17 protein-coding genes are annotated in these 18,904 nt (G+C 72.3%); 13 read left to right on the top strand and 4 right to left on the bottom strand.

Annotated features, from left to right (window positions below; all coding sequences use genetic code 11):
- From N538_RS23385 to N538_RS0101775, 12 genes are all read left to right on the top strand, one after another.
- The coding region (locus N538_RS23385) for an integrase core domain-containing protein (protein ID WP_155991920.1) at window positions 1-826 on the top strand (826 nt) is incomplete at its 5' end.
- A 168-nt stretch (window positions 827-994) separates the two neighbouring features.
- Complete coding sequence (locus N538_RS0101725) at window positions 995-2,383, top strand: serine hydrolase domain-containing protein (protein WP_028635855.1); 1,389 nt, start codon at window positions 995-997, stop codon at window positions 2,381-2,383.
- A gap of 22 nt (window positions 2,384-2,405) precedes the next feature.
- Window positions 2,406-3,956 carry an ABC transporter substrate-binding protein gene (locus N538_RS0101730; RefSeq protein WP_028635856.1) on the top strand — a complete coding sequence of 517 codons (1,551 nt, stop codon included), beginning with the start codon at window positions 2,406-2,408 and terminating at the stop codon, window positions 3,954-3,956.
- A gap of 48 nt (window positions 3,957-4,004) precedes the next feature.
- Entirely contained in the window at window positions 4,005-4,958 is a 954-nt protein-coding gene (locus N538_RS0101735; protein WP_231496108.1) for an ABC transporter permease, read from the top strand.
- 3 nt (window positions 4,959-4,961) lie between these two features.
- Entirely contained in the window at window positions 4,962-6,887 is a 1,926-nt protein-coding gene (locus N538_RS0101740; protein ID WP_028635858.1) for a dipeptide/oligopeptide/nickel ABC transporter permease/ATP-binding protein, read from the top strand.
- Window positions 6,884-7,633 carry an ABC transporter ATP-binding protein gene (locus N538_RS0101745; protein ID WP_028635859.1) on the top strand — a complete coding sequence of 250 codons (750 nt, stop codon included), beginning with the start codon at window positions 6,884-6,886 and terminating at the stop codon, window positions 7,631-7,633. The genes N538_RS0101740 and N538_RS0101745 overlap by 4 nt, the downstream gene beginning before the upstream one ends.
- On the top strand, window positions 7,630-10,914 hold the full coding sequence (locus N538_RS0101750; protein WP_028635860.1) for a serine hydrolase: 3,285 nt from the start codon (window positions 7,630-7,632) through the stop codon (window positions 10,912-10,914). The genes N538_RS0101745 and N538_RS0101750 overlap by 4 nt, the downstream gene beginning before the upstream one ends.
- On the top strand, window positions 10,914-12,044 hold the full coding sequence (locus N538_RS23390) for a M20 family metallopeptidase (RefSeq protein WP_051548607.1): 1,131 nt from the start codon (window positions 10,914-10,916) through the stop codon (window positions 12,042-12,044). The genes N538_RS0101750 and N538_RS23390 overlap by 1 nt, the downstream gene beginning before the upstream one ends.
- A gap of 23 nt (window positions 12,045-12,067) precedes the next feature.
- Entirely contained in the window at window positions 12,068-12,973 is a 906-nt protein-coding gene (locus N538_RS0101760; protein ID WP_231496109.1) for a GNAT family N-acetyltransferase, read from the top strand.
- The gene (gene menC, locus N538_RS0101765) at window positions 12,970-14,076 is read left to right on the top strand and encodes an o-succinylbenzoate synthase (protein WP_028635862.1); all 1,107 of its coding nucleotides are present in this window, start codon (window positions 12,970-12,972) and stop codon (window positions 14,074-14,076) included. Before N538_RS0101760 ends, menC begins: the two co-directional genes overlap by 4 nt.
- A gap of 85 nt (window positions 14,077-14,161) precedes the next feature.
- Window positions 14,162-15,790: a PucR family transcriptional regulator gene (locus N538_RS0101770; protein WP_028635863.1), complete on the top strand. Its 1,629-nt coding sequence runs from the start codon at window positions 14,162-14,164 to the stop codon at window positions 15,788-15,790.
- A gap of 37 nt (window positions 15,791-15,827) precedes the next feature.
- The gene (locus N538_RS0101775; protein ID WP_036569165.1) at window positions 15,828-16,598 is read left to right on the top strand and encodes an MBL fold metallo-hydrolase; all 771 of its coding nucleotides are present in this window, start codon (window positions 15,828-15,830) and stop codon (window positions 16,596-16,598) included.
- Between the two features lie 9 nt (window positions 16,599-16,607).
- Here the strand turns inward: N538_RS0101775 and N538_RS0101780 are convergent, their stop codons facing one another.
- The 3 genes from N538_RS0101780 to N538_RS0101790 are packed head-to-tail and all read right to left on the bottom strand — an operon-like array spanning window position 16,608 to window position 18,397.
- Window positions 16,608-17,078 (bottom strand): SRPBCC family protein, encoded by a 471-nt coding sequence (locus tag N538_RS0101780; protein WP_028635865.1) that lies wholly within the window; start codon window positions 17,076-17,078, stop codon window positions 16,608-16,610.
- On the bottom strand, window positions 17,071-17,382 hold the full coding sequence (locus tag N538_RS0101785) for an ArsR/SmtB family transcription factor (protein ID WP_028635866.1): 312 nt from the start codon (window positions 17,380-17,382) through the stop codon (window positions 17,071-17,073). The genes N538_RS0101780 and N538_RS0101785 overlap by 8 nt, the downstream gene beginning before the upstream one ends.
- Window positions 17,383-17,425: 43 nt before the next feature.
- Window positions 17,426-18,397 carry an aldo/keto reductase gene (locus tag N538_RS0101790; protein WP_028635867.1) on the bottom strand — a complete coding sequence of 324 codons (972 nt, stop codon included), beginning with the start codon at window positions 18,395-18,397 and terminating at the stop codon, window positions 17,426-17,428.
- A 64-nt stretch (window positions 18,398-18,461) separates the two neighbouring features.
- Here N538_RS0101790 and N538_RS23395 point away from each other — a divergent pair, with 64 nt between their 5' ends.
- A complete protein-coding gene (locus N538_RS23395) occupies window positions 18,462-18,677 on the top strand; it encodes a DUF3099 domain-containing protein (protein ID WP_036569168.1) in 216 nt (71 codons plus the stop codon).
- Here N538_RS23395 and N538_RS0101800 read toward each other — a convergent pair whose 3' ends face one another.
- The gene (locus N538_RS0101800; RefSeq protein ID WP_028635868.1) at window positions 18,678-18,887 is read right to left on the bottom strand and encodes a hypothetical protein; all 210 of its coding nucleotides are present in this window, start codon (window positions 18,885-18,887) and stop codon (window positions 18,678-18,680) included.
- Between the last annotated feature and the right edge of the window lie 17 nt (window positions 18,888-18,904).

Genomic DNA, 18,904 nt, shown 5'->3' on the forward strand with positions numbered 1-18,904 from the left:
CGCCCCGATGGAGCTGTGGCAGATGGACGTGGTCGGCGGATTCGTGCTGGCGGACGGCCGCCGGGTCAAGGCGCTGACCGGGGTCGATGACCACTCCCGGTACTGCGTGTGCGCCCACCTGATGCTGCGCGAGTCCGCGCGCGAGGTGTGCGAAGGGCTCGCCGTGGCGTTGCGGACCCACGGCGTGCCGGGCCAGATCCTGACCGACAACGGCAAGGTGTTCACCGGCCGGTTCAACACCCCGCCGGTCGAGGTGCTCTTCGACCGGGTGTGCCGGGAGAACGGGATCGAACACCTGCACACCCAGCCACGCTCACCCACGACCACCGGGAAGATCGAGCGGTTCCACCGCGCGATCCGTACCGAGTTCCGCACCGACCGGGTCTTCGCCGACCTCGCCACCGCGCAGGCCGAGCTCGACGAGTGGGTGGTCGACTACAACACGAACCGGCCCCACCAGGCACTGGGAATGGCCACCCCCGCGAGCCGGTTCCTGCACCCCGAACCGAGCCGGGTGAGGGTGCTGAGGACCGTCACCGGTCCCGGCCGACCCGAGCACGACCACCGCGACGGGACCTGGGTCACGCGCCGTGCCAGCGCCGTCGGGGTGGTGTGCGTGTCCTGGCAACAGGTCTGCCTCGGCGCCGCGGCCGCCGGCCACCCCATCGACGTGTGGGTCACCGATCAGGTCCTGCAGTTCTACGACGGCGACCACCTGCTGCGCACCGAGAAACGCACCAGCACCGGGGAGGTGAGAGTCAAGCGCTCCACAGCGCCCCAACGACGTTCTAGAGTCCAACCGAGTGTCACCAATCAACCGGAGTAGATCCGACACCCATCAACCGAAGGCGTTCAGCCCCACCACGTTCAGCCCCACCCCGTCGGCTGATGGCACCTGGTTCCGGTCGTTGCTGTTCGATCGAACGGACACCCGACCACCGGCTTGTCGGCCACGACGAACACAGTGATCCGGGTCATTCCTACGGTGAGCGGCATGAGCACCCTGTCCGAGGTCAAGGAGTGGCTGGCGGACCAGCTGCCCGCACTGTTGCAGAAGTACGACGTCCCCGGCGCTGCCGTGGCCGTCCTCAAGGACGGCGAGGTCGTCGATGACGCCGCCGGGATCCTGAACAAGGCCACCGGGGTCGAGGCGACCCCCGACTCGCTGTTCCAGATCGGCTCCATCACCAAGCTGTGGACGGCCACGCTGGTGATGCAGCTGGTCGACGAGGGCAAGGTCGACCTCGACGCGACCGTGCGCACGTACCTGCCGGAGTTCCGGATCGGCGACGAGTCCGCCGCCGAGGTCATCACCATCCGGATGCTGCTCAACCACACCAGCGGCTTCGAGGGCGACATCTTCACCGACACCGGTGTCGGTGACGACTGCGTCGAGAAGTACCTCGGGGTCCTCCACGAGGTGCCGCAGCTGTTCCCGCCCGGCGAGCTGTTCTCCTACAACAACGCGGGCTACTGCGTGCTCGGCCGCCTGGTCGAGGTGCTGCGCGAGAAGCCGTACGACGACTGCCTGCGCGAGCACCTGTTCGCGCCCCTCGGCCTCACCCACGCCGCCGCGAGCCCGTACGAGGCGATCATGTTCCGCGCCGCGATGGGCCACGTCGAGCTCGAGCCGGGCACCGGCTTCAGCCCCGCCCCGGTGTGGGCGCTGGCCCGCTCCAACGCTCCCGCGGGCGCGATGCTCGCCATGCGTCCGCGCGACCTCCTGGCGTTCGCGCAGATGCACCTGGCCGACGGCAAGGCCGCCGACGGCACCCAGGTCCTGGCACCCGGCACCGCCGCCCGGATGCACGCCAAGGAGGTCGAGCTGCCGTACCTCGGCGTCATGGGCGACTCGTGGGGGCTGGGCTTCGAGCGCTTCGACGCCGACGGCGGCGACATCATCGGCCACGACGGCAGCACCATCGGCCAGAACGCCTTCATGCGCATGGTCCCCGAGGCCGGCCTCGTGGTCACCCTGCTCACCAACGGCGGCGACACGCTGTCGCTGTACCACGACGTCGTCGGCCACGTGGTCGCCGAGCTCAGCGACACCGAGCTGCCACCGCTCCCCGTGGCACCGGCGGAGTCCGCGAAGGTCGACGCCACCCGGTACGTCGGCACCTACTCCTCGGAGGTGGCCGACATCATCGTCAGCCAGGAGGAGGACGGCCGCATCTGGCTCGAGCAGATCCCGAAGGGCCTGTTCGAGGAGCTGGGCGAGCAGCCCGAGCGCCGTGAGCTCGTGCACTTCCGCGGCGACAGCCTGATCAACCTGGAGCCCATGCACGGCATCCACATCCCGCACGCGTTCGTCGGCGACGACGGCGATGGCCACGCCCTGTACCTCCACATCGGTCGCGCCGTCCGGCGCGCCGGAGCCTGACCGAGAAACCCTGAGGAAGCCCATGAAGCTGAAGGCCGCACTGAGCGTCTGCGCGACCGCTGCCCTCCTCGCCGCCTGTGGTGGCGGGAGCGACGGCAACAAGTCCGGCGGGGGAGGTGACAGCGAGTACGTCGACGGCGGCACGTTCACCATGTCGGTCGCCGGCGACCCCGGCAAGCTCGACCCGCAGTCCTCGGCGAGCTCCCAGCTCTTCGCCGTCAACCAGATCGCCTACGACAACCTGGTCTCGGTCAATGGTGACACCGGCGAGATCGAGTCGCAGCTCGCAACCGACTGGAAGGTCGACGGCAAGACCGTCACGCTCACCCTCGCGAAGGGCATCACCTGCGCCGACGGCAGCGACTTCACCGCGACCACGGCCGCCGACAACCTCGACTACGTGGGCGACCCCAAGAACAAGAGCCCCTACCTCGGCACCTTCCTGCCGGCCGGTGCGACCGCGAAGGCGGACGACGCCGCCGGCACCGTGACCATCACGCTGGCGCAGCCGGCGCCGTTCGTGCTCAACGGCCTCGGGAGCCTGCCGATGGTCTGCGCCAAGGGCATGGGCGACCGCTCGTCGCTGGCCGACTCGACCGACGGCACCGGGCCCTACGAGCTCACCGAGGCCGTGCCCGGGGACCACTACTCGTACAAGATCCGGGACGGCTACACCTGGGGGCCCGACGGCGCCACCACGGCGGAGAACGGCATGCCCGACACGATCGTGGTCAAGGTCATCCAGAACGAGGGCACGGCCGCGAACCTGCTGCTCTCCGGCGACATCAACGCGGCCCTGATCCAGGGCCCGGACGCGAAGCGGCTGGACGCCGCCAACCTGTTCAGCGTCAGCACCACGGCGATGGTCGGCGAGCAGTGGTACAACCACAACGACGGGCACGAGACCAGCAGCGCGGACGTCCGGATGGCGCTCACCCAGGCGATCGACTTCCAGGAGCTCGCCTCGGTGGCGACCAGCGGCCAGGGCACCCTGGCCACGACGTTCGCGTCGCTGGACCCCTCCGCCTGCCCGGGTGACTCGGTCTCCGGGTCGCTGCCGGACCAGGACGTGGACGCGGCGAAGTCCGTGCTCGCGGGCAAGAAGCTCACGTTCCTCTACTCCAGCGCCGCCGGCAGCGCACTCTCCGCGGCAGCCGAGCTCGCCGTGCAGGAGTGGAAGGCCGCGGGTGCGGACGTCACCGCCAAGGGCGTGGACGAGACGGCCCTCCAGGGCGCGATCTTCGGCACCGGCGACTGGGACATCGCGTGGGTTCCGCTCAACGTCAACAGCCCCGACCAGCTGGTCCCGTTCCTCTCGGGCCCGGGCCTGGCCGACGGCGGCACGAACTTCTCCGGGATCGAGAACAAGGACTACACCGACGGCGTCGCCCAGGCGAGCGCGATGAACGGCACCGAGGGCTGCGACACGTGGCTCGGCGCCGAGTCGAAGCTGGTGTCCGCGGCCGACATCGTGCCGTTCGCCAACAACGAGGTGAAGACCTACGGCAACGGGGCCGAGTTCGAGTACCCCGGCACGTTCTCGCCCACCAGCGTCCGGATGGTGGCGAACTAGTCGATGTCCCTGGCGAGCTCGGTCGCCCCGACGTCCCCACGGGTGGGAGTGACCTCCCACCCGTGGGTCCGGTTCGGGGTACGACGTCTCGGACGCCTGCTGGTGTCCATGTGGGTGCTGGTCACGGCGTCGTTCCTCATGATCCACCTGATCCCGGGCGACCCGGTGCGCGCGGCCCTCGGGCCGACCGCACCGGCCGCCCTGGTCGCCGCGAAGCGCGAGGAGATGGGTCTGGACGACCCGATCCTGGTGCAGTACTGGCACTACCTGCAGGACCTGTTCACCGGGGACCTGGGCACCTCGATCGTGTCGCAGCTCCCGGTGTCCGAGATCGTCTCGCAGCGGCTGCCGGCCACCCTGCAGCTCGCGCTGCTGGCCTTCCTGGTCGCCGTGGCGGTCGCGGTGCCCGTCGGTGTCCTGATGGGTGTCCTGACCCGACGCGGCCACGGCCGGCGCACGGAGCTGGCGTTCACCACGAGCAGCGTGGTGCTCGGCATCGTCCCCGACTTCCTCATCGGCGTCGGGCTCGTCTACGTCTTCGGCGTCAGCCTCGGCTGGCTCCCGGTGGCGGGCAACGACACCCCGTCGGCGTACGTCCTGCCGGTGCTGTCGCTGGCAATCGGCCCGGCAGCGATCCTGTCGCGCATCATCCGCGTCGAGATGGTGACGGTGCTGGAGGCCGACTTCGTCCGCACCGCCCGCGCCAAGCGGCTGCCGGCGCGGACCGTGTACCTCAAGCACGCGCTGCCCAACGCGCTCACCGCCTCGCTCACCCTGGGCGGCCTGATCCTCGGCTCGATGGTGGCCGGCACCATCCTGGTCGAGAACGTCTTCGCCTGGCCCGGGCTGGGCAGCACGATCGTCTCCTCGATCCTCAACAAGGACTACCAGGTCGTGCAGGCCATCGTGATCGTGTACGGCGCCGCCGTGCTGATCGTGAACACCCTGGTCGACGTGGCGCTCGCGCTGCTCGACCCCCGCTCGATGATCCGGGAGGACTAAGCCGTGCGCCGCTGGAAGGGAGTGCTCCGCACGCCGCTCGGGCTCGCGGCGACCGCGCTCACGATCGGGGTCCTGGTCCTCGCGGTCGTGGCGCCGATCCTCTGGACCGACGAGGCGAACGCCGTCGACACCAGCGACATCCTGGCGGGGCCGTCGGCCGACCACTGGGCCGGCACCGACAACCTGGGCCGCGACATCTTCTACCGGACGCTGGTCGCCACCCGGCTCTCGGTCGAGCTCGCGCTCTCCGCGACGATCATCGCCGTCGTCGCCGGGCTGGTCCTCGGCACCGCCGCCTTCCTGCTCGGGCGCCGGTCGGGCCGGCTCGTCAGCGCCGGCATCAACATCGCGGTCGCGTTCCCGGGCATCCTGCTCGCGCTGTTCTTCGCGGTCATCTTCGGGGTCGGGGCGACGGGTGCGGTGTTCGCCATCGGCCTGGCGGGCGCGCCCGGGTTCGGCCGCCTCGTGCAGACCCTCGTCGCGGGGATCGGATCGCGTGACTTCGTCGCCGCGGCGCGGGTGGCCGGGGTCGGCCGCGTGCGCATCCTGTTCCGCCACGTGCTGCCGAACATCTCCGAGCCGCTCGTGGTCAACGCCACGATCAGCGCGGGCAGCGCCCTGCTGGCGTTCGCGGGCCTCTCGTTCCTGGGCTTGGGTGTCCAGCAGCCGCGCTACGACTGGGGCCGCCTCCTCATGGACGGCATCTCCTCGATCTACGTCAACCCGGCGGCCGCACTCGCGCCGGGCACCGCGGTGCTCGTCGCCGGCCTCGCGTTCAACCTGTTCGGCGAGTCGGTGGCGAAGGCGCTCGGTGTCGGCGTCGTCGGCGGCATCCCCGCCCTGCCGCGGGTGCCGGCCGCGCCCGAGGCCGAGGAGGTCGCCGCGGAGGTGCACCACCAGCACGACGACGTGGTGCTCGACGTCCGCGACCTGGAGGTCACCTTCCCCGGCCCGCGCGGCCCCATCCGCCCGGTCCGCGGCATCACCTTCGCCGTACGGCGCGGCGAGGCGGTCGGCATCGTCGGCGAGTCGGGGTCGGGCAAGTCGCTGACGGCGCTCGCGGTCTCGCGCCTGGTCGGGGACCCGGGCCGGGTGGACGCGAGCCGCCTCGAGCTCCTCGGCACGGACCTGCGCGCCTCGGACTCCAGGGCCCAGCGCCGGCTGCTCGGGACCTCGCTCTCGATGGTGTTCCAGGACCCGATGACGTCGTTCAACCCGACGCTGCGGATGGGCGGCCAGCTCGCCGAGGTCGCGCGCCACCACCAGGGCATGGACAAGAAGGCGGCTCTCGAGCGGGCGGTCGACCGGCTCCGCTCGGTGCGGATCACCGAGCCCCAGCACCGCGCCCACCAGTACCCGCACGAGTTCTCGGGCGGCATGCGCCAGCGCGCCATGATCGGCATGGGCCTGATGGGGTCGCCCGCGCTGATCGTCGCCGACGAGCCGACCACCGCGCTCGACGTCACCGTCCAGCAGCAGGTCCTCGACCTCCTCGCCGCCATCCGCGAGGCCGAGGACGTGGCGCTGGTCCTCATCAGCCATGACGTCACTGTCGTCGGCGAGGTCTGCGACCGGGTGCTGGTGATGTACGCCGGCAAGATCGTCGAGGACCTGCCCGCGGGCGACCTGGCGACCGAGGCCCGGCACCCCTACACCCGGGCGCTGGTCGCCGCCGTCCCCGACATGGACACCGACCTCGACGAGCCGCTGGCGGTCATCCCAGGCCGCCCGGTCGACCCGGCCGACGTACCCCTGGGCTGCGCGTACGCCGCCCGCTGCCCGCTCGCCACCGACCGGTGCCGTGCCGAGCAGCCGCCGCTCGAGACCGACGCGGCCGGCCGCCGGGTCGCGTGCTGGCACGCCGGTGAGCCGATCGACGTCGAGATCCGGGACCGCGAGGACGTGTACGAGGAGGTGGAGGCGTCATGAGCACCCTGGTCTTCGACGACGTGACCGTGCAGTACGGCCACACCACCGCGGTCGACGGCGTCAGCCTCACCGTGCCGGCCGGTCAGGTCGTCGGCCTGGTGGGGGAGTCGGGTTCGGGCAAGTCCACACTCGCCCGCGCCGCCGTCGGCCTGGCGCCGATGCAGGGCGGCCGGATCCTGCTCGACGGCGCCCCGGTCCCGACGCGCGGCCGCAACCGCCCGCTGCAGATGGTCTTCCAGGACCCGTACTCCTCGCTGGACCCGCGGATGAGCATCGGCGAGAGCGTCGCCGAGGCGATGCCGCGGGGTGCATCGCGGGCCGAGCGGAGGGCCGAGGTCGAGCGGCTGCTCGAGCTGGTCCACCTCGACCCGGCCCGCGCCGGCGTCCGTCCCTCCGAGATGTCCGGTGGGCAGCGCCAGCGGGTCGCTCTCGCCCGTGCCCTCGCCGGCCGCCCGGCCGTCGTGATCGCCGACGAGATCACCTCCGCGCTCGACGTCTCGATCCAGGGCGCCGTCCTCAACCTGGTCCGCGAGCTCCAGCGCGAGCTCGGCCTGTCGATGCTCTTCATCTCCCACAACCTCGCGGTGGTGCGCTACGTCGCGACGCACGTCGCCGTCATGCACCACGGTCGCATCGTCGAGGAGGGCCCCACCGCGCAGGTGCTGGCCACTCCCGACCACGACTACACGCGCGAGCTGCTCGCCGCCGTACCCGGAACCAAGCCCCAGACAGGAACCCCCCGATGACCCGACGCCTGACCATCGACGACCTCCCCGCCCTCGCGGTGCCGTCCCAGCCGGCGATCTCGCCCGACGGGTCGCGGGTCGTCTACGTGCTGCGCACCCTGGACCGGGAGCAGGACCGCAACATCGACCAGCTGTGGACCGTCCCGGCCGCCGGCGGTACGCCGCGGCGCCTGACCGGCGGCACCACCGACACCGCCCCGGCCTGGTCGCCCGACGGGTCCCGGCTCGCGTTCCTCCGTGACGGCCAGGTGCACGTCCTCCCCGTGGACGGCGGTGAGCCAGAGAAGGTCACCGACCTCGCGCTCGGCGCGGGCGCCCCGGTGTGGAGCCCGGACAGCGCGCGGATCGCGTTCACGGCCGCGGTCGACCCGACCGACGGGACCGGCCCGCTCGTGACGAGGGGCATCGACTACCAGGCCGACGGCGCCGGCGTGTTCGGCCAGGTCCGCAGCCAGCTGCACGTCGTCGCCCTCGCCGCCGCGCCCGATCCGCAGAGCGTCCGGCAGGTCACCGACGGCGACCACGCCGGCGAGCCGGCCTGGTCGCCGGACAACCGCACCGTCGCGTTCACCCGCAAGCACGGGGCCGACACCGACCTGACCTTCCAGACGGCGGTGCACCTCCTCGACGTCGACGACCCGAAGGCCACGCCGCGCGTGGTGGCGCTCGAGGACGGCATCGCCGGGACCGTCTCGTTCACCAACGACGGCGAGAGCCTGCTCGTCGTCGGGCACGCCGAGCTGGAGCTCGGGCACGCCCACCTGTACCGCGTCCCGCTCGACGGTGGCGCCCCCACCGACCTGAGCGGACACCTGGACCGCAACGTGATGCCCGGCGGCCCGGCGTACCCGGGCGCCCGCCCTGTGGAGACCGCCGACGGCCGGGTGCTGTTCGCGATCCGCGACCGCGGCTGCAGCCACCTCTGGGACGGCAACGGGCCGGTGCTCGCCGGCGCGGGCCGCGTCGTCTCCGGGCTCTCGGTCGCCGGCACCACCGCCGTCGTCGCCCTCGCGACCCCCACGTCGTACGGCGAGATCGTGGCGCTCGACCTCGCGACCGGTGCCGAGACGGTGCTGACCGACCACGCCATGGCCGACGTCGAGCTGTTCGTCCGTGAGGAGCGCACGTTCACGATCTCCGACGGCACCGAGGTGCAGGGCTGGCTGATCCGCGACCCGGCGATCGACGTGGAGCGCGACGGCCCGCTGCCGCTGCTGCTCGACATCCACGGCGGGCCGCACAACGCGTGGAACGCCGCGGCCGACGAGATGCACCTCTACCACCAGGAGCTGGCCGCGCGGGGCTGGGCGGTGCTGCTGCTGAACCCGCGGGGGAGCGACGGCTACGGCGAGGCGTTCTACCACGGCGTCAACGCGGGCTGGGGCGTGAAGGACGTCCACGACTTCCTCGAGCCGCTCGACGCGCTGGTCGCCGAGGGCCTCGCCGACGCCGACCGGCTCGCGCTCACCGGGTACAGCTACGGCGGCTTCATGACCTGCTGGCTCACCGCCTACGACGACCGGTTCAAGGCCGCGATCGCGGGCGGCGTCGTCACCGACCTCACCAGCGAGTACGGCTCGAGCGACGACGGCCCGCTGATGGCCCGCTACGAGCTGGGCGGCACGCCCTGGGACTCGTTCGAGCAGTACGCCGCGATGTCACCGCTCACCCACGTCGAGAAGGTCACCACCCCGACGCTGGTCCTGCACGGCCAGGGCGACCTGACCTGCCCGGTCGGCCAGGCCCAGCAGTGGCACACCTCGCTGCGCCAGCGCGGCGTCCCGACCGAGCTGGTGCTGTACCCGGGCGCCTCCCACGTCTTCATCCTGCTCGGCAAGCCGTCGGAGCGGATGGACTACAACCGCCGCGTGGTCGGCTGGCTCGACCAGTACGTCGAGCGCGACGGTCGCCCCCGCCTGGACACGGCGCACTGGCAGCGCCGTCTGGAGGTGCTGGCGCGGAAGCACCGCGTGCCCGGTGCCCAGCTCGGCATCCTCGACGGCGACGACCTGGTCGAGGCGGCGTACGGCGTCCTCAACAACCGGACCGGCCAGCCGGCGACGACCGACTCGGTCTTCCAGATCGGCTCGATCAGCAAGGTCTGGACGGCGACGGTCGTCATGCAGCTGGTCGACGAGGGCAGGATCGCGCTCGACACCCCGGTGGTCGAGGTGATCCCGGAGCTGCAGCTCTCGGACCCGGACGTCACCAAGCAGCTGACCATCTGGCACCTGCTGACCCACACCAGCGGCATCGACGGCGACGTGTTCACCGACACCGGCCGCGGCGACGACTGCCTGGAGAAGTACACCGAGCTGCTGGCCGACGTCGCGCAGAACCACCCGCTCGGTGCCACCTGGTCCTACTGCAACTCGGGCTGGTCGCTGCTGGGCCGGGTGATCGAGAAGCTGACGGACCAGACCTGGGACCAGGCCATGAAGGAGCGGCTGTTCACCCCGCTCGGCCTCGACCACACGGTGACGTTGCCCGAGGAGGCGATCCTCTTCGCCGCCGCCGTCGGCCACGTCGAGGCAGACGGCAAGCAGGTGCCGACTCCCGTCTGGGACCTGCCGCGCTCGGTCGGACCCGCCGGACTGATCAAGTCCACGGTCCGCGACGTGCTCGGCTTCGCGAAGCTGCACCTGTCCGGCGGGCTCGCCCCCGACGGCACCCGGGTGCTGTCGGCGGAGTCCACCGAGGCGATGACCCGCCACGAGGCCGACCTCCCGGACAAGTTCATCCTCGGCGACTCCTGGGGCCTGGGCTGGATCCGGTTCGGCTGGGACGGCGAGCGGCTGATCGGTCACGACGGCAACACGCTCGGCCAGGCCGGCTTCCTCCGGCTGCTGCCGGCCTCGGCCGACCACGCGGACATCGCGGTCGCGCTGCTCGCCAACGGCGGCAACACGCGGGACCTGTACCAGGACCTGTACCGCGAGATCTTCCGTGAGGTCGCCGGGGTCGAGATGTCCGAGCCGTTCGCCCCGCCGGTCGAGCCGGTCGAGGTCGACATCACGCCGTACGTCGGCACCTACGCCCGGTCGTCGGTCCGCATGGAGGTCCTGGCCGAGGGCCCGACCCTGCGCACGACCGTGCTCGGCCCGCTGGCCGAGATGGTGCCGGACCCGGTCGACGAGTACCCGCTCGTGCCGGTCGGCCCGGCGCTGTTCGCGGTCCGGCCGCCGGAGGCCGACACCTGGGCGCCGGTGACCTTCTACGAGCTGCCGACCGGAGAGCGCTACGTGCACTTCGGCGTGCGCGCGACACCGCGGGTCGACTGATGCTCACCGACCTCCTCGCCGACATCCGCGAGCTCGTCGAGTGCGAGTCACCGTCCGCCGACCTGGCCGCCGTCGCCCGGTCCGCGGACGTGGTCGCCCGGCTCGGTGAGCGGCACCTCGGCGTACCGCCGGAACGGATCGTCCTCGACGGCCGCACGCACCTGCGCTGGCGGCTGGGCGCGGGGCCGTCGCGGGTGCTGCTCGTCGGCCACCACGACACGGTGTGGCCGCTCGGTTCGCTCGAGACCCACCCGTGCACCGTCGAGGACGGCGTCCTGCGCGGACCGGGCTGCTTCGACATGAAGGCCGGCGTCGCGATGATGTTCCACGCCGTGGCCGCCCTCGAGGACGTGGACGGAGTCACGCTGCTGGTCACCGGCGACGAGGAGCTCGGGTCGCCCAGCTCGCGCGGGCTGATCGAGGACGAGGCGCGTCTCGCCGAGGCGGCGCTGGTCCTCGAGGCCTCCGCCGACGGCGGTGCGCTCAAGTCCGAGCGCAAGGGCGTGTCCCTGTACGACGTCAGGGTGGTCGGCCGCGCCGCGCACGCCGGCCTGGAGCCCGAGCTCGGCGTCAACGCGACCGTCGAGCTGGCGCACCAGGCCCTGCTCGTCGCCGGGCTGGGCAACGAAGCGCTCGGCACCACCGTCACCCCCACCGCTGCCCGCGCCGGCACCACCACGAACACCGTCCCCGCCGAGGGATCCTTCTCGGTCGACGTGCGGGTCCGGTCGCTGGCGGAGCAGCAGCGCGTCGACGACGCGATGCGATCGCTCCGCCCGGTGCTACCCGGCGCGCGGATCGAGCTGACCGGCGGCCCGAACCGGCCGCCACTCGAGGCGGCCGCCTCCGTCGGCCTGCTCGAGCGGGCCCGCGCCCTCGCCGTACGCCTGGGCCGGGCGGAGCCCCTCGCCGCGGCGGTCGGCGGCGCGTCCGACGGCAACTTCACCGCCGGGGTGGGCACCCCCACGCTCGACGGCCTCGGTGCCGTCGGGGGAGGCGCCCACGCCGACGACGAGCACGTGCTCGTCGAGGAGCTGGCCGGCCGCACCGCTCTCCTGGGCGCGCTCGTGGCCGACCTGCTGGCGCAGCCGACGAATCGGCTCCTCACGACTGGTGCGGGACGACCATGACGAGCTCGGAGAATCTCAGCAGCATGGGAAGCGTGACGAACCTGACCTCCGTCGGCCCGGGCGTCGGCTCGACCGTCGACGCGGACCTGGACCGTGCCGTCCAGGCCGCCGACGCGGCCGCGCTCGCCGCCGGCGTCTCGGTGCGCGAGGTCGGTGACCTCGACGAGCTGGCCGCCGTCGTCGAGCTCTACGCCGGCATCTGGGGTCGGGACGGCAACCCGCCGATGACGCTCGAGCTGCTGCGCGCGTTCGGCAAGGCGGGCAACTACGTCGGCGGCGCGTTCGACGGCGACCGGCTGGTCGGGGCGTGCGTCGGGTTCTTCCACGCTCCGGGCGAGGACGCCCTGCACAGCCACATCGCCGGCGTCGCGGGTGACATGGCCGGCCGGCACGTGGGCTTCGCGCTCAAGCTGCACCAGCGTGCGTGGGCGATGCTGCGCGGGGTCGCGGAGATCGCGTGGACCTTCGATCCGCTGGTGAGCCGCAACGCCTACTTCAACCTGGTCAAGCTCGCGGCGCTGCCGGACGAGTACCTGCCGAACTTCTACGGCGCGATGGTCGACAGCATCAACGGCGACGACGACTCGGACCGGCTGCTGGTCCGCTGGCGACTGCGGGACCCCGCCGTCGTCGCGGCCTGCTCGGGCCACACCGTCTCGGTCCTGGCCGCCGACGAGGTCGCCCGGGGTGCCGTCGTGGCACTCGGCATCGGCGCCGACGGCGCTCCTGAGCCGGGACGGCTGGACGGGACGACCAGCCTGGTCGGCGTACCCCCCGACATCAGTGCCCTGCGCCTGGCCGACCCGGCCCTCGCCCAGCGGTGGCGGGTGGCCGTGCGCGAGGCGCTCGCGGCACTGGTCGCCGAGGGTGCCGCCATCTCCGGCTTCGACAAGGCCGGCTGGTACATCGTGAGGAGAGACCACTCGTGAAGCTCACCGGAGTCGAGCTGCGGTGGATCAGCATGCCGCTGGTCGCGCCGTTCCGGACCTCGTTCGGCACCCAGACCAGCCGGGACGTGCTGCTGCTGCGGGTCGTGACCGACGAGGCGGAGGGCTGGGGCGAGTGCGTCGCGATGACGGACCCGCTGTACTCCTCGGAGTACGTCGAGGCGGCCGCGGACGTGCTGCGCCGGTTCCTGGTGCCGGCGCTCGCGGCGGCCGGGCCGCTCGAGGCGCACGCGGTGGCGCACGTGCTCGAGCCTTTCAGGGGCCACCGGATGGCCAAGGCGGCCCTGGAGATGGGTGTCCTCGACGCCGAGCTCCGCGCGCAGGGTCGGTCGTTCGGCCAGCAGCTCGGCGCCGTCCACGACCGGGTGCCGTGCGGGGTGTCGGTCGGGATCATGGACAGCGTCCCCGCGCTGCTGGACGCGGTCGGTGGCTACCTCGACGAGGGCTACGTCCGCATCAAGCTGAAGATCGAGCCGGGCTGGGACGTCGAGCCGGTGCGCGCCGTCCGGGAGCGGTACGGCGACGACGTGCTGCTCCAGGTCGACGCGAACACGGCGTACACGCTCGCCGACGCGCGCCACCTCGCCAGGCTCGACCCGTTCGGCCTCCTGCTGATCGAGCAGCCGCTCGACGAGGAGGACGTGCTCGGCCACGCCGACCTGGCGAAGCAGATCCGGACGCCGGTCTGCCTCGACGAGTCGATCGTGTCCGCCCGGTCGGCCGCGGCCGCGATCCGGCTGGGTGCGGCGGCGATCGTCAACATCAAGCCCGGACGGGTCGGCGGGTACCTCGAGGCCCGGAAGATCCACGACGTCTGCGTCGCCCACGGCGTCCCCGTCTGGTGCGGCGGCATGCTCGAGACGGGTCTCGGGCGCGCGGCCAACGTCGCCCTGGCGGCGCTGCCCGGCTTCACGCTGCCCGGCGACACGTCGGGCTCGGGCCGCTACTACCACCGCGACATCACCGAGCCGTTCGTGCTCGACCGGGGTCACCTGGCGGTCCCGACCGGTCCCGGCCTGGGCGTCGTACCACGGGAGGATGAGCTGGCCTCGGTCACCACCGCCACCGAGTGGCTCGCTGTCTGATCGCACCAGCACGGGCCCGGATCTGGTCCGGGCGGACGAAGTAGGGTGGGGAAGCGCCGCCTACCGTTCGAGAGTGCTCCCCGCCATGACCTCCAACCCGCGTCCCCGCGCCAGCCTCGGCCGGGTGCTCGACGACCTCGGCGCGACCCTGCTCGACCTGGTGCACGGCGACGCGGAGCGCGCCGACCAGATCGGCGGCGTGGTCATCCACGACCCCGTCGACGCGCCGGTCCTCCCGCCGAACGCCCTGGTGCTCGGCATCGGCGTTGACGAGCCCGGCGCCGTCGTGGCGCTGCTGCGGCAGCTCGGTACGGCGCGGGCCGCCGGCCTGGTGCTGCGTGCGCCCGTGCCGGCCACGCCCGACGTGCGCGCCGCCGCGGACTCGGCGGGGGTGGCCCTGCTCGGCCTGAGCCGCGGCGCGCCCTGGGCGCACCTCGCCGCGATGCTCCGCTCGCTGCTCGCCGAGGGCGACGTCGGCGTGGCGGAGCAGGAGTCGCTCGGCGGGCTGCCGTCCGGTGACCTCTTCGCCGTCGCGAACGCCATCGCCTCGCTGCTCGACGCCCCGATCACCATCGAGGACCGCAACTCGCGCGTCCTGGCCTTCTCCGGACGCCAGGACGAGGCGGACCCGTCGCGGGTCGAGACGATCCTGGGTCGGCAGGTGCCGGAGCGGTACGCCCGGATCCTCAGCGATCGCGGGGTCTTCCGCGAGCTGCACCGCACGGACTCGCCGGTGTTCATCAACCCGGTCGCCGAGGGGGACGACGCCTTCGCGATGCCGCGCGTGGCGATCGCCGTCCGGGCGGGCGACGAGGTGCTCGGCTCGATCTGGGCCGCCGTGGCGGCGCCGCTCAGCGAGGAGCGCGCCGAGGCGTTCCAGGACGCCGCGAAGCTGGTCGCCCTCCACCTGCTGCGCGTGCGCGCGGGCGCCGACGTGCAGCGCCGGCTGCGCGCCGACCTGCTCAGCTCCGCGCTCGAGGGCGGAGCGGGTGCGCGCGAGGCGCTGGACCGGTTGGGCCTCTCCGGCCAGCCGCTGATGGTCCTCGGCGTCGCGATGTCCGGGATCGAGGAGGACACCGCGAGCATCGCGCACGAACGCCAGCGCCTGAGCGACGCGTTCGCCCTGCACCTCTCCGCCGTGCACCCGCGGTCGGCCGCCGCGCTCGTCGGCGGCGTCACCTACGGACTGGTGCCGCTCACCGGCCCGGTCGCGGATGGGGAGGAGCGCGCCGTCCGCATCGCCGACGACTTCCTGGACCGGGTGGGGGAGCGGATGCGGCCCGTCGTCGCGATCGGGCCGGTCGCCCGCGACCTCGCCGGGCTCGCGCACACCCGGACCAGCACCGACCGCACGCTCCGGGTGCTCCGCGACGGCCGCGGCGAGCGCCGGGTGGCGCGGCTCGGCGACATCCAGGTCGAGGCACTGATGCTGGAGCTGCGGGACATGGTCGCCGCCCGCGGCGACCGGCCGACGGGTGCGCTGGCCCGGTTGCTGGACTACGACCGGCAGCACCACAGCAACCTGGTCGAGACGCTCGCGGCCTGGCTGGACGCGTTCGGCGACGTCTCGTCGGCCGCGGAGTCGCTGTACGTCCACCCCAACACGTTCCGCTACCGCCTGCGCCGCCTGGCCGAGGTCGGCGAGATCGACCTCGCCGACCCCGACCAGCGCTTCGTGGCGATGCTCCAGCTCCGCGTGCTCGCGCCGCGCTGACGGTTTGTCCGCCGGTCTCCCGGGGGACCGCGGGGACATGGAGGCCACTCTCGAGTTCATCGGCACGGCGACCACCCTGCTCCGGCTCGGCGCGACCACCCTGCTGACCGATCCGAACTTCCTGCACCGCGGCCAGCGCGCCTATCTCGGCAAGGGCCTGTTCTCTAAGCGGCTCACCGAGCCGTCGCTGCAGCCCGAACAGCTGCCGGCCGTCGACGGCGTGCTGCTCTCGCACCTCCACGGCGACCACTTCGACCGCATCGCCCGCGAGCGGCTCGACAAGGACCTGCCCGTCCTCACCACCTCGGCCGCGAGCCGCAAGCTCGGCTCGTGGGGCTTCGGCGCCGCGCACGGCATGAGCACGTGGGAGACCGCGGAGCTCGCCGGTGTCCGGGTCACCGCCGTACCCGGTCGCCATGCCCGCGGCCCGTTCCAGGCCGTCCTGCCGCCGGTGCTGGGCACGGTGGTCGAGGTGGACGGCTTCCGGACCTACGTCACCGGCGACACGCTCTACTACCCCTGGTTGCGCGAGGTCGGGGAGCGGTGCGGTCCGATCGACGCCATGGTGATCCACCTCGGTGGCACCCGCGCCCTCGGGCTGCTGGTCACCATGGACGGCGAGCAGGGCGCGGACCTCGTCGAGACGATTCGCCCGACCCTGACCATCCCCGTCCACCACGACGACTACACGGTGTTCCGCTCGCCCCTCGGGGACTTCCTCGCCGCGTGCCGGGACCGCGACCTCCCGACCCGCGTGCAGCCCGTGGCCCGGGGACAGGTCGTGCCGCTGCGGAGCGACCGCCCCTGACGGTCGGGCTCAGCGTCCCTCGGCGGCCGCCGCGTAGCGCTCCAGCGTCGTGGTCCAGGCGTCGGGCGCCTCGAAGATCTTCTTCATCGTCTCCGCGTCGTCGCCGAACGCCGCGAGGTCGCGGTGCTCGAGCTCGACGCGGGTGCGGTCCGGTCCCTCCGCCTCGAACCGCACCTCGACGGTCGTGACCAGGTCCTCGTGGTAGGCCCAGTCCGCGCCGAGCTGCCACGTCACGACCAGCCGGTGCGGACGGTCGTGCACCACGACGTACCCGGTGGAGGTCTCCGTGCCGTCCTCGTGCCGGGTGAACCAGCGCCCGCCGCTGTGCGGCTCGATCACGATCTCGGCGATCGGCGTGCTGCCGATGTGGTGCTCGGGGGGCCACCAGGAGGTCATGTCGGCGGTGAAGAGGTCGAAGGCCCGCTCCTGCGGGACCGCGACCGTGACGCCCCGGGTGATCGGGGCCGGCTGCTCAGTCATGGGTGTCTCCTCGAGTTCGTCGTTCGAACGCGCCGAGCGAGCGCTTCCAGTAGTCGTCGAGGTGTCGCCGGAGCACGGCGAGGCCGTCCGGATCGACCCGGTACAACCGTCGCGTTCCCTGCTGCTCGTCGACGACCAGGCCGACTTCCTTGAGCACCTTGAGGTGCTGGGAGACGGCCGGCCGGCTCACCGGGAGCTCCGCGGCCAGCTCGCCCACGGCCCGCGGGCCGTCGGAGAGCTGGTCGAGGATCGCCTGGCGGGTCGGGTCACCGAGGGCGGTCAGCATCGCTTGTGCGTTCGTCATGGCTAACCGTCAGTAGACACTAACGGTAAGTGGGCGTCAACTGTTACCGGTGACCGGCGATGGCGTGCGGGACGTAGCCGGCACCCAGCTCCTCCAGCTCGGAGCTCGAGAGCTCCAGGTCGACGGCGGCCACGGCGTCCGACAGGTGGTGCGGCTTGGTGACGCCGACGATCGGCGACGTGACGACCGGCTGGTGCAGGAGCCAGGCCAGCGCGACCTGGGCACGCGGTACACCGCGCCGCTCGGCCACCTGCGCCACAGCCTCGACGATGCCGCGGTCCTCGTCGCGGTAGAGCGAGGACCCGAACTGGTCGCTCTCCGACCGCGCGGTCTCCTCGTCCCAGTCGCGGGTCAACCGGCCCCGTGCGAGCGGGCTCCACGGGATCACCCCGACGCCTTGGTCAGCGCACAGCGGCAGCATCTCGCGCTCCTCCTCGCGGTAGAGGAGGTTGTAGTGGTCCTGCATGGAGACGAACGGCGTCCAGCCGTTCGACTCCGCGACGTGCTGGGCCTTCGCGAACTGCCACGCGTACATCGAGGACGCCCCGAGGTACCGCGCCTTCCCGGCCCGTACGACGTCGTGGAGGGCCTCCATCGTCTCCTCGATCGGCACCGTCGGGTCCCAGCGGTGGATCTGGTACAGGTCGACGTACTCGGTCCCGAGCCGGTGCAGCGACTCGTCGATCTCGTGCAGGATCGCCTTGCGCGACAGGCCGGCGCCGTACGGTCCCGGGCGCATCCGGCCGTGCACCTTGGTGGCGATGACGACGTCCTCGCGGTGGGCGAAGTCCCGGAGCGCGCGTCCCGTGTACTCCTCGCTGCTGCCTGCCGAGTAGACGTTCGCGGTGTCGAACACGGTGATCCCCGACTCCAGGGCGTCCTTGATGATCGTGCGGGCCGAGTCCTCGTCGAGGACCCAGGGGTGGCCCCCGCGGGCCGGGTCGCCCCAGCTCATGCAGCCGAGGGTGACGACGGAGACGTCGAGGCCGGTCCGGCCGAGCTTCGCGTAGCGCATGGGGCCAGCCTTGCACCGCGACGGTGACCGCGCTGGGTGGCCGCCGCCGCGTAGCGTCGGAGGCATGGACCGACGCACGCGGCAGCGCGGCTACTTCTGGCTGATGGGCACGTGCCTGGTCCTGATCCTGCTCGCCTGGAACGTCGTGCGGCTCTGGTCCACGACAGCGGCGGTCCTGATGAGCGTGGTGGCGGCGCTCATCCCGCCGGTCGCGGCGTTCGTCGGCAACCAGGGGGCGTTGGACGAGTCGTCCCCGCCCACGCCGGACGAGGACCAGTGATCAGTTCGAGGGCTCGGGCACGTTCACGTGGCAGTCGACCTTCGGGTTCACGCCGAGGTAGTTCAGCGGTCCGGCGACGATCGTGAGGGCGGTGTCGCCCGTGGTCTTGCAGTTCACGTCCCGGTCGTCGCCGAAGTAGCCGCGCTGCCACGCGGCGGCGACGCCGATGAGCAGCCAGATGACAACGACGAGACCGATGATGCTCTTCATGCCGGGAGTCGTACCCC

Origin of the sequence: Nocardioides sp. URHA0032 (assembly GCF_000620645.1) — a bacterium.
In the GTDB taxonomy this organism is placed as follows: Bacteria; Actinomycetota; Actinomycetes; order Propionibacteriales; family Nocardioidaceae; genus Nocardioides.